The organism is Campylobacter sputorum (assembly GCF_002220775.1).
GTDB classification, from domain to species: domain Bacteria; phylum Campylobacterota; class Campylobacteria; order Campylobacterales; family Campylobacteraceae; genus Campylobacter_F; species Campylobacter_F bovis.
Genome location: NZ_CP019685.1, coordinates 356933 through 368694, shown reverse-complemented (window position 1 = coordinate 368694; position 11762 = coordinate 356933). Strand labels below are relative to the sequence as shown.

Here is an 11762-nt window from a genome sequence, read left to right as displayed (position 1 = left end):
GATTTCGCTTCTAAATTATTTTAAATTTATTTATATTAAGTTCCCCGCTACTTATATCTAAATAATAAAACATGTCTTTTTTTACATCCAAATTTGCCAAATACCTTATAGCTAAATTTGCTTCAAATGATGCCATAAACATAACAATTGGTGTAGTTATACCGCCTGGTTTTCTATCATTTATCTTTACAAAATCAAACTTGGCTTTATCAATAAAACAAATTTGTCCATTAAATCCTTCAACACTAGTATATATCCAAGGAGTATTGGTATTTTTTGCAAAAGTATCTATCATAACTCTTGTTGGCATATTATCGGTTGCATCTAAAATAAGATCATATTTCAGTTCTCTTTTACTCCAAACACAAAAATCCTCTAAATATACATTTATTTTTACGCCATTATATCTTTTTTCTAGCTTTTTTTTAAAAACTTCAGCCTTGTATTTTCCAATATCCTCCATACCAAAAAGTATTTGTCTATGGATATTATGCAAACTTACTGTATCAAAATCCACTATAGAAATCTCTCCTATACCACTTGATGAAAGTGCATAACCAAGAGAGCTTCCAAGACCGCCACTACCGATTATAGCTATTTTTTTATCTTTTAAGGAATTTTGAGTATCTTCTCCCCAAAGTGCAATTTGTCTAAGAAAATACTCATTCATTATAAAACCTCAATATTTTTTAACTGATCACTAAATTTCCACAAAGATCTAGCCTTATTTATCTCTTTTTTGTCTATATCAACTATAAGCATTTCTTCATCTTTTCCAAGTTCATTTACAATATCACCAAAAGGATTTATTAGCATACTTTGTCCATAAAAATTCCATATCTCATTTTCGTATTTATGTTCTCCAACTCTATTTATCCTAAGAACATACATCGAATTTGTAAAAGCTCTTGTTTTTAAAAGTTCTTTCCATCTTGTTTCGCTAAAAAATGTACAAGCACTAGGTGTTATAACAACATCTACTTTTTTTTTCATAATCTCTTGCCAACAAACATCAAAGTTTGTCTCATAAGCATTGATAATAGCAAATTTAATCCTATTTATGTTAAATGTTGGAATATTTACTTTAGTAAGTGAATTTACAAAAAAGCTCTTTTCATCCCAATGAGAATAGGGCATAAGAAAATTTTGTTCATAAAATTTATTTTGCTTCTTAGAAAATTTAGCACAAACTTTTACAAATCCTCTACCTTTTTGCAATATAAGTGGTGCGACTATGCTTATATCATATTTTTTACAAAGATCATTCATGATAGTTTTTCTCATATCACTTTGCTCTTTTATAAGGTTTTTTGGCATTTTTACAAGATCTCTAAAAAAGTTATTTAGAACATACTCACCTATACAAACTAGCTCTACACCCTCATTTGCACAAATTTGAAGATAATAATCCAACCTTGCTGAACTCATAGGAAGCGTTGGCAGTTGAAGAGCACAAATTTTCACTCTTCATCCTTATTTATATACTCAACTTCTAACTTTATATCTTCAAGTATTTTTCTACTTTCTTTTAAAAGTTTTATACCTTCTTTATAAATATTTACACTATTTTGTAAATTTATATCTTCACTATTTAGCTCATTGAGTATTTCATCTATTTTTTTTAGTTTTTCTTCAAAATTATCATTTTCCATGGTTTTCTCCTTTTAAAACATTTTTTATATATGGCTCTATTTTATCTATCTCGACTAAAAAGGCATCATGTCCGTAATCACTATCTATCTGAACATAATTAACCCTGTTTTTATCTATTTTTTTCATAACTTCATACATTTCAAACATCAAATTCGGAGGAAATAAAATATCTCCTTTAAAAGAAATCAAAGTAAGATATGACTCAATTTTACTAAATGCGTTATCAAGACTATCATAGTGTCTTGTGCAATCAAAAATATTCATCATTTTTGCTATATATATGTAAGACAATGGATCAAATTTTTTTGAAAAACTAAATCCATTGTATTGCATATAATTATCTACCTGAAATCTTCCAAAAAGCTCATAAATACCATCTGTTGGAACATAATTTCTACCAAATTTCTTATCCATTGAAGTTGGCGAAAGAAAGCTTATATGTCCAGCCATTCTACCAAAAGCAAGACCTTTTAAGCCTTTTTGAGCTATTTCTTTTTCATCATAATTGCCATCTTTAAACTCAGGATCATTTCTAATAGCTTCAATAGAAATTGTATTAAAAGCTATTGCCCATGGTTTGGTTTGATATGAACTAGCTAAAATGATAATATTTTTAGCAAATTTAGGATACTCTATGGCATAGCAAAGTGCTTGCATACCGCCTAAAGAACCGCCTATAACCGCATAAACACTATTTATTTGCAATCTTTTAAAAAGATTGATTTGTGCTTTAACGACATCACTTATTGTTAAAACAGGAAAGCTAAGAGCATATCTTTTTTTAGTATGCGGATCAATACTAAGAGGCGAAGTTGAGCCAAAGCTAGAGCCTAGTATATTTATACAAATAACAAAAAATTTATTTGTATCTATGGCTTTATTATCGCCTATTAAGTCATTCCACCAGCCAAATTTATTATCGTGTTCATATTTACCAGCTGCATGATGAGACCCTGTTAAAGCATGACAAACAACTACGACATTATCTTTTTTTAAATTTAGCTCACCATATGTTTCATAAACAAGATCATATGGTGCTAGTATTCGTCCACTCTCTAGATATAATGGCTCTTTAAAGTGCTCTTTTTTAGTACGTAAATTTAGCACTAATTTACTCTATAATTCGGTGCTTCCTGTGTTATTATAACATCATGAACATGACTTTCTCTAAGGCCTGCACTTGTTATTTCTACAAATTCCGCTTTTTGTTTAAATGTAGCTAAATCTTTGCTTCCGCAATACCCCATAGAACTTCTAAGCCCGCCAATTAGTTGGTGAACTATGGCTCTTATACTTCCAGCGTAAGGAACTCTTCCTTCAATCCCCTCTGGAACTAGTTTTTCCTTCGCTGTTCCTTCTTGAAAATATCTATCACCACTTCCTCTTGTCATTGCAGCTATAGAGCCCATACCACGATAAACTTTATATTGCCTACCTTGAAGAGTAACAAGATCTCCAGGAGCTTCATCTGATCCAGCAAATATACTTCCCATCATTACAGAACTTGCACCAACTGCCAAAGCTTTAGCAAGATCTCCAGAGTATTTTATGCCACCATCTGCAATAACTGGAATGCCGTATTTATCGGCTTCTTTTACACAATCATCAATAGCTGTAATTTGAGGTACACCAATGCCAGCAACTATTCTAGTTGTACAAATACTTCCGGGTCCAATACCAACTTTTATACCATCAGCACCAGCTTCTGCCAAATCTTTGATACTGGCATAATTTGCTACATTTCCTACAACTATATCAACATTACTAAATCTCTTTTTTAACTCTTTTAAAGTATCGATAATTCCTTTTGAATGTCCATGAGCAGAATCAATAACCATAACATCAACACCAGCTTCTACCAAAGCTTGTGCTCTATCATATTGTCCTACTCCAATAGCTGCTCCAACAATAAGTCTTCCAAATTTATCTTTATTTGAGTCTGGATATTCTATCCTTTTTTTAAGATCTTTTATGGTTATAAGTCCGCTTAATCTACCTAACTCATCAACAATTGGGAGTTTTTCTACTTTATTGTTTTTAAAAATTCCCTCTGCATCATCAAGTGTGCATCCCTTTGGTGCTGTTATTAAAGGGGCTTTTGTCATCACATCACATACTAATTTATCGAAATTTGTCTCAAATCTTAAATCTCTATTTGTTAAAATTCCTATCAAAGTTCTGTTTTCATCAACAACAGGAACACCAGAAATTCTAACTTCTGACATAAGATCTAGGGCTTCTTTTATTTTAGCATCTGGTCTTATAAAAATTGGATCTATTATAACTCCACTTTCACTTTTTTTAACTCTTTTTATCTCTTTAGCTTGCGAAGCTATATCCATATTTTTATGAATAATTCCTATTCCTCCAAGTCTTGCCATCATTATAGCAGTTCTATGTTCAGTTACTGTATCCATTGCCGCTGAAACCAAAGGTATATTTAACGATACATTTTTACTAAATTTAGTTTTTATATCAACTTGTTTTGGCAAAACATCTGAGTATTGCGGTACAAGCAAAACATCTTCGAAAGTTAAAGCCCTTTTTTCTCTTAATTTCATTTTATCCCCTTATAATTTTTTCAAGACTATATGCACCATCAAGAACACTTTGTTCATCATAAGATTTCCCTACAAATTGCGCACTTATGCTTAAATTATCTGCATTTTTTCCAACAGGAACACTAATAGCTGGCAGTCCTGCTAAATTTACACCTATTGTATAAATATCGCTTAGATAAGAAGTTAATGGATCACAAAGATCTCCAAATTTAGGTGCAACTTTTGGAGTTACTGGCAGATAAACAAGGTCTGCGATTTTAAATATATCTTCATACTCTTTTTTTATATAAGCTCTTGCTTTTTGAGCCTTTACATAGTAAGCATCATAATATCCACTACTTAAAACAAAGGCTCCAAGAAGTATTCTTCTTTTTACTTCATCACCAAAACCGTCGCTTCTTGTTTTTATATACATATCTGACAAACTATCACAATCAGCTCTATTGCCGTATCTGACACCATCATATCTACTTAAATTTGCACTTGCTTCAGCAGTTGCAATTATATAATAAGCTGCAACATCGTATTTTGAATTAACAAAATTTCTATAAACTATATTGTGTCCTGCTTCTTTTAGTTTATTTATACTTAAATTCAGTGCTTTTTGAGTATCTTGATCTGCTTCTTTTAAGTAGTTTTCTATAACACATATTGTAAATTTTTTGTCACTATCTAATTTATCAGATGTGCTAATATGCTCTAAATTTGCACTTGTGCTATCTTTTGGATCATAACCAGCTATCATGTCATACAAAATTGCAGCATCTTTTACATTTTGTGTAATTGGTCCTATTTGATCCAAACTACTAGAATAAGCTGCTAAGCCATATCTACTTACTCTACCATAACTTGGTTTAAATCCAACACAACCACAAAGTGCGGCAGGTTGTCTTACACTACCACCAGTATCGCTTCCAAGAGCAGCTATTGCAAGCCCTGCACCAACTGCAGCTGCACTTCCGCCACTACTTCCACCAGGAACTCTTGAACGATCAAGTGGATTTAGAGTTTTTCCATAAAATGATGATTCTGTCGTATTGCCCATAGCAAACTCATCCATATTTGTTCTACCAAATGGAGATAAACCTGATTTTAAAATTTTATCTATAACTGTGGCATTGTATGGAGCAACATAACCTTGAAGTATTTTTGAAGCACAAGTTATACTCCAATTTTTTACCTGAATGTTATCTTTTATAGCGATAGGAACACCGTCTCCACTTTCATTTATAGGCTCATTTGTAAATTGCTCTATATAAGCACCAATTTCTCTGTTTTTATAAATTTTATCTAAAAGATCTTTTTTAAGTTCTTTTATATCATCACTACTTAGTTTTAAAGCTTCTTCTAAAGTTATCACTAATTCTCCTTATGTTTATTTACAAACAATATGCCAAAATATATAATTGCAAATATAATTAGTAGCGTAAATACTATTATCCAGCTACTCATAGGTTTATCAAGCATTTTTCATCACTTTTTCACATCTATGACATAGCTCGCCTTCTTCTTTTGCTTGGTGTTTCCAACATCTTGGACATTTATGCAAGTTTGATTTTAGAAGTTTAAATTTATAATTATCTACTACAAACTCAGCCAATCCCTCGCTATTATCATAAGCTTTCATCTCACTAACCATAAACCAGTCCATTATCTCTTCTAAATCCAAACTCAAAAGCTCACTTGATGTTGTTTGCATACAAAGCTCTAGGGTTGAGTTTATAATTTTTTGTTTTTTTAATGAATCTATGATTTCAAAAAACTTAGCTCTTGCTTCTAGTCCTGAGCCTATATCACTATTAAACTCATATTCTAAAGGTTTATAAACTAGATCAAACGCATCATTTGCACCATTTTTTATAATATCTGGTGCATAATCCATAACCTCATCAACTGTGTATGTTAAAATAGGGGCAATGAGCGGTAGTAAGGATCTAGCAATAATAGCCATCGTGCTTTGTGCACTTCTTCTTCTATCTGAATCTACTTTATCACAATAAAGCCTATCTTTACAGATATCAAGATAAATACCACTCAAATCAGAGCTTAAAAAATTTAAAAGAGCATTAAAACCTTTTGAATATTCATAGTTTTTAAAACAGCTATATGTTTCATCAAAAACTACTTTGGCTCTAGTTAAAATCCACTTATCAAGTTCAGTAAAATTTGTATAAATATCATCTAAATCACAAACATTTGCTAGTAAAAATCGTATAGTGTTACGCACTTTTCTGTATTGTTCGCTAATTTGTTTTAAAATATTATCGCTTATTTTTAAATCACTAGAATAATCGCTCATTCCAACCCAAAGGCGTAAAATTTCTATACCGTATTGTTTAGCAACATCATCTGGAGAAACAACATTTCCCACTGATTTACTCATCTTTTGACCTTTTTCATCAACAGTAAATCCGTGAGTTAATACGCTTTTATATGGTGCATGGCCATTTATGGCACAGCTTACTAAAAGTGAGCTTTGAAACCAGCCTCTATGTTGGTCACTTCCTTCTAAATACATATCAGCCTTATAGCTTCCTGCATCATAATCATCTGTTGTTAAAACCGCATTCCAAGTTGAGCCACTATCAAACCAAACATCTAGTATATCAGTTACTTTTTCTAAATTTAAAGGATTGTATTTTGAATTTTTAGGTAAAAGTTCTGAAATTTCTTTACTCCACCAAGCATCTGCACCTTCTTTTTCAAAGATATCATAAATATTGTTTAAAATATCATCATCAAATATTGGCTCTAGTGTAGTTTTATCTATAAAAAATGCTATTGGCACACCCCAATCTCTCTGTCTTGATATACACCAATCAGGGCGGTTTTCTATCATAGAAGTTATGCGATTTTTACCAGATTGTGGATAAAATTTAACATTATTAAGTTCATTTAGCGCAACTTCTCTTAGCGTTTTACCATCTAATTTTGGCTCATCCATCGCTATAAACCACTGCTTTGTTGCTCTATAAATCACCGGTTTGTGTGTTCTCCAACAAAATGGATATGAGTGGGTAAATTTACTTTGTTTTAAAAGATGATCTCCCAAAAGTTCTAAAATTCTCTCATTTGCTTTAAATATGTGAAGCCCTATAAACTCATCACAAAGATTTTCTGGCAAAAGTCCTTTTAGTTTAAGAGTATTATCATAGCGTCCTTCTTCATCAACAGGCATTATAACTTCTATACCATACTTTAAACTTACCTGATAATCATCTTCGCCATGTCCAGGGGCAGTATGAACCAAACCGCTTCCACCATCCATCAAAACATGTTCGCCTAAAATAAATGTTGATTTTCTTGCATTTAGAGGGTTGATAGCATATAAATTTTCTAGATCTTTTGAAGCAAATATTTTTGCTACTTCGCCGTTTGTAATACCTTCATTTTTAACATTTTCAAGAAGTTTTTTTGCAAATATTAAATTATCAGATGTTAATACATACTCTTCATTAGGATTTAATGATATTGCCTGATTTGCTACCAAGGTCCAAGGAGTAGTGGTCCATATAACAGCCTTTGCATTTTTTGCACCAATTTTTTCATTTGCTTCTTTTCCCAAATCAAATGCAACAAACACACTATAATCTTCTTTGTCTTTATATTCAACTTCAGCCTCGGCTAAAGCACTTTTTGCTGCCCAACTCCAAAAAACAGGTTTGCTTCTTTGTATCAAAAGACCCTTTTTTGCTATATCACAAAGTGATTTATAAATTCTAGCTTCAAATTTAAACTTTAAGGTCAAATAAGGATTATCCCAATCACCAATAATCCCCATCGATTTAAACTCATCTTTTTGAATCTCTATAAATTTTTGTGCGTGTTTTCTACAAAGTTCTCTTATCTCAACTTTTGAAACATTTTTTTTCTTTTCGCCAAGATTAACTTCAACTTGTTGTTCTATCGGCAAACCATGGCAGTCCCAGCCCGGTAAATAACGCACATTTTCACCAAAAAAGTAGTGAGTTTTTGTAATAATATCTTTTAAAATTTTATTTAATGCGTGTCCAATATGAAGATGCCCATTTGCATAAGGTGGACCATCGTGGATATTAAATGTTACTGATGTTTTAGCTCTTTTTTCTTTCATTTTATCATAAACCTTTAGCTCACCATACCATTTTTTAAATCTCTGCTGTTCATTTTGAGGAAGATTTCCTCTCATTGGAAATTGAGTTGTAGGAAGCAAAAGTGTATCTTTGTAGTCCATAATGTTACCTTTTTTTATAAAAATAGTAAATTTTATCTAAGAGGGCTTTAAGAAGTTATTAAATTTATATATTTTTTTATGTTTTTTTGTTTTTTAATACAGTATTTCCTATCTCACTTATTAAAATAGCAATAATAATAAGAAATGCACCAAAAATTTGTCCTTTGCTTAAAATCTCTCCAAAAATATAACCAAATATCCCAGCACTAACTGGCTCAAATGTGAAAATAAGTGCTGTCTTGCTTGCTGTTGTGTATTTTTGAGCTAAACTTTGGACGAAAAATGCAAAAACAGTAGCAACAATAGAAGTTAGTAACACAGCAAAAATAAAATTACCATTTTTACTTATTTCTAAGCCACCTAAAATTTTACTAGCCCCATAAGAGTTTTGAGAAAAAAATATAGCTGCAAACAAGCAAAGAATCGAAACTATCAAAAATTGCATTGTAACCATACCATAAATATTACATTTTTTGATAAATTTATCCGTAAAAGTTATATGAAGTGCGTAAAAAATAGCACAAATAAAAGCAAGTATTTCACCTATTGCTATACCTACTTTATTTGCACCACTTAAAAAATACAAACCAAAAAAAGCTAATATTGCACCAAATATAGTAAATTTACTAACTTTGAATTTAAAAATTAATAGCATAAAAAAAGGAACTATAACAACATTTGTCCCTGTTATAAAAGCTACTGTTGAACTTAGCGTATATTTAAGAGCGTAAGTTTGAACAACAAATCCACCAAATAAAAATAATCCTAAAAATGCACCACAAATAACGCTTTTTTTATCAAATTTTATACCAAATTTAAAAGAGATAACATACATCAAAATAGTGGCTAAGAAAAATCTCCAAAACAAGAAGCTAGAAACATTTACTGAGTTTATTGCTTCTTGAACTATTAAAAATGTACAGCCCCAGCTAATTGCAACAATTAAAAGTGATGTGTCTGCGAGTAAGGTTTTATTTTTTATACTCATGCTATTTTTTTTAAATTTACCGCTTTGTTTGCACTAAAACCAAAAGGACGTTTATAAAATCTTTTTCATTATTTTGTAAAAACTCAAAAAGTTCATTTAAAAAATCATCTACAAGATAATTTTCAAAGCCACTTTTTGATTTATTTGCTAGCATAAGAGTGTGCTTATACTCAGGTTTTTTTGTAATGTTTTTTATGCTATTTTTAAAAGTAGTGTTTAATTTTAAATAGGTTAAATTTTTTAAATACTTGCTTAAAAGTTCTCCATTCATAATTTTTATTGCCTGTTCATTACTCATAGAGGATATTGCTTTTTGCAATGTTTGTGAAATAAAAGGCACATTTTGTTTAAAAACTAAATTTAAAATTTCGCTAAATTTATCATTTAGTCTTCCATTTTTATCAGCATTTTTCAAAATTTCACTAGATTTTTTTGGTAAATTTACTATAAAATCCCCATTTTTTGGATTTAAAATCGCTTCCTCGCTCTGTTTTATAACTTCTAACAAAGATTTTTTATAATTTGCAACATCATAAGTATAGTAACTTTTTAGAGAAATCATTGCATTTGATATAGCCATATCCCAAGAAGCAAAAACAAAACTCTGAGCCAATATAAAAACGAATATCAATTTTTTCATACAAGTTCCTTAAATTTAAAAATGGGATTATATCAAAATTTAAAAAAATACTATAAATTTATCTAACACTTAATCCTTCGTCTAAATATTTAATGATAGGATAAACAAAAAGCTCTATAACTCTTCGTTTGCCTGTTTTTATCTCAGCACTTACGCTCATTCCTGGTTCTATGCTTTTTTCTTCTCCATCCACTAAAAGCGTAGTTTGTTTTGGTTCTACTTTTATCTCATAAATTTCGCCAAGTTTCTCATCTTTTAATGAATCATTTGATATATAAAACAACTTACCATAAAGTTTGCCATATTTTTGAAAATTAAAAGTATCTATTTTTATAGCAACTTCTTGACCTACACTTAAAAATCCAATGTCTTTATTTAATACATTTGCCTTTATTATAAGCAGCTCATTTGCAGGTATTACAGATAAAAGTGGCTATTAAAATTTCAAAAACAATTCTTTTATAAAATCAAGCAAAGCCAAATTTAATCAGAGAATTTATAGATTTATGCGTTAAAACAATAAATTTTAAATTTACTAATTTATCAAGCTCATCAAAACTTACTTCCCTTGTTTCATTTCCACAATCGTAAATAACTGCTTTATTCTCATCTTCTAATACTTTTAGTATACAAAAATACTCATTATTTTTTTTCTGTGCTATAAAAGGTGCGTAATATTTTAAAAGAGTTGAAAAGAGCCTAGGGCTGTTTTTATAAAAATACTTTAATTTAAAATACCTAGTTGTCTATTTTATATAAAATTATTAAAACATAGTTTAAATTTAATAGTTTAATACTAGCTAGAACATAATAATCAAAAAATTACCAAATTTACATTTAAGTACTTATGAAATATAATTTTACTTTTATTTATAATCAAGGATAATCTTTGGAAATTTTCTTAATAGCTTTTGCTCTTGCTATGGATAGCGTTGCTCTAAGTATGGCGAGCGGTTCAAAGTGTAACTTTAAATTTAATGTAGTTTTAAAAATGGCTTTTATATACGGCTTTTTTCAAGCTTTAATGCCGTTTTTTGGGTATATTTTAGGACTTAGTTTTGTTAATTTTATAGAAAAAATAGATCATTTTGTAGCATTTTTAATACTCTCTTTTCTTGGAATAAAAATGATGAAAGAGAGCTTTCAAACGCAAGATAAAAATGAACAAAAAGATGTTTGTACTAAAGATTTTATCTTAGGTGGCATAGCTACAAGCATCGATGCTATGGCAGTTGGAATTACTTTTAGTTTTGAAGAAAATAATATCTTTTACCTAGTGTTGATTATAGGTATAGTATGTTTTATTTTGTGTATAATAGCTTTTTATATAGGTAAAAAAATAGGTGAGATACTAGAATCAAAAGCCGTGTTTTTAGGTGGGCTTATACTTATTTTAATAGGCACAAAAATACTTCTAACTCATCTTGGGATATTGAGTTTATAAACTCCATTTTTTATCTTTCTTAAAACATCTTTGCTTTCTAAAAGCTTAAAAGCTTCTATGACAGTTGGTTTGCTTATGTCAAGCTCTAGGCAAACATTTGTGATAGTTTTCATAAAAAGTCCAAATTCATCCGTATTTGCTACAATATATTCTATGATTTCAAATTTTTTTTCACCTAAAATGGCTTTATAAACATCAAGTGAGCTCAATGTAAAATCCTAAATTTATAAATTTTTAGCTACAATTTTATCAAAAAAAGGATA

At 30.0% G+C, this 11762-nt stretch carries 12 protein-coding genes; 1 reads left to right on the top strand and 11 read right to left on the bottom strand.

Features of this window, described 5'->3' with window-relative positions; genetic code table 11:
* Window positions 1–10 precede the first annotated feature (10 nt).
* The 10 genes from CSPB_RS01925 to CSPB_RS09020 form a co-directional block, all read right to left on the bottom strand.
* Window positions 11–670, bottom strand: coding sequence for a HesA/MoeB/ThiF family protein (locus CSPB_RS01925; RefSeq protein ID WP_089192940.1), 660 nt, complete (start codon window positions 668–670; stop codon window positions 11–13).
* Complete coding sequence (locus CSPB_RS01920) at window positions 670–1428, bottom strand: carbon-nitrogen hydrolase family protein (RefSeq protein ID WP_089193902.1); 759 nt, start codon at window positions 1426–1428, stop codon at window positions 670–672. The genes CSPB_RS01925 and CSPB_RS01920 overlap by 1 nt, the downstream gene beginning before the upstream one ends.
* Window positions 1429–1460: 32 nt before the next feature.
* The gene (gene xseB / locus CSPB_RS01915) at window positions 1461–1652 is read right to left on the bottom strand and encodes an exodeoxyribonuclease VII small subunit (RefSeq protein WP_089192939.1); all 192 of its coding nucleotides are present in this window, start codon (window positions 1650–1652) and stop codon (window positions 1461–1463) included.
* On the bottom strand, window positions 1642–2760 hold the full coding sequence (gene metX / locus CSPB_RS01910) for a homoserine O-acetyltransferase MetX (RefSeq protein WP_089192938.1): 1119 nt from the start codon (window positions 2758–2760) through the stop codon (window positions 1642–1644). Before metX ends, xseB begins: the two co-directional genes overlap by 11 nt.
* The gene (gene guaB, locus CSPB_RS01905) at window positions 2760–4214 is read right to left on the bottom strand and encodes an IMP dehydrogenase (RefSeq protein WP_089192937.1); all 1455 of its coding nucleotides are present in this window, start codon (window positions 4212–4214) and stop codon (window positions 2760–2762) included. Before guaB ends, metX begins: the two co-directional genes overlap by 1 nt.
* Before the next feature lies 1 nt (window position 4215).
* A complete protein-coding gene (gene gatA / locus CSPB_RS01900; RefSeq protein ID WP_089192936.1) occupies window positions 4216–5574 on the bottom strand; it encodes an Asp-tRNA(Asn)/Glu-tRNA(Gln) amidotransferase subunit GatA in 1359 nt (452 codons plus the stop codon).
* Between the two features lie 99 nt (window positions 5575–5673).
* A complete protein-coding gene (gene ileS / locus CSPB_RS01895) occupies window positions 5674–8427 on the bottom strand; it encodes an isoleucine--tRNA ligase (RefSeq protein ID WP_089192935.1) in 2754 nt (917 codons plus the stop codon).
* A gap of 76 nt (window positions 8428–8503) precedes the next feature.
* A complete protein-coding gene (locus CSPB_RS01890; RefSeq protein ID WP_089192934.1) occupies window positions 8504–9415 on the bottom strand; it encodes a DMT family transporter in 912 nt (303 codons plus the stop codon).
* A 16-nt stretch (window positions 9416–9431) separates the two neighbouring features.
* Window positions 9432–10055, bottom strand: coding sequence for a DUF4197 family protein (locus CSPB_RS01885; protein ID WP_089192933.1), 624 nt, complete (start codon window positions 10053–10055; stop codon window positions 9432–9434).
* Window positions 10056–10113: 58 nt separating this feature from the next.
* On the bottom strand, window positions 10114–10449 hold the full coding sequence (locus tag CSPB_RS09020) for a beta-barrel domain-containing protein (RefSeq protein ID WP_472297445.1): 336 nt from the start codon (window positions 10447–10449) through the stop codon (window positions 10114–10116).
* Window positions 10450–10944: 495 nt separating this feature from the next.
* On the opposite strand from CSPB_RS09020, the gene CSPB_RS01875 reads away from it, so the two are divergent.
* On the top strand, window positions 10945–11499 hold the full coding sequence (locus CSPB_RS01875; RefSeq protein WP_089192932.1) for a manganese efflux pump MntP: 555 nt from the start codon (window positions 10945–10947) through the stop codon (window positions 11497–11499).
* On the opposite strand, the gene CSPB_RS01870 is transcribed toward CSPB_RS01875, so the two are convergent.
* Window positions 11475–11708 (bottom strand): replication/maintenance protein RepL, encoded by a 234-nt coding sequence (locus CSPB_RS01870; protein ID WP_033916583.1) that lies wholly within the window; start codon window positions 11706–11708, stop codon window positions 11475–11477. The two genes, CSPB_RS01875 and CSPB_RS01870, sit on opposite strands and share 25 nt — an antisense overlap.
* Window positions 11709–11762: the final 54 nt, after the last annotated feature.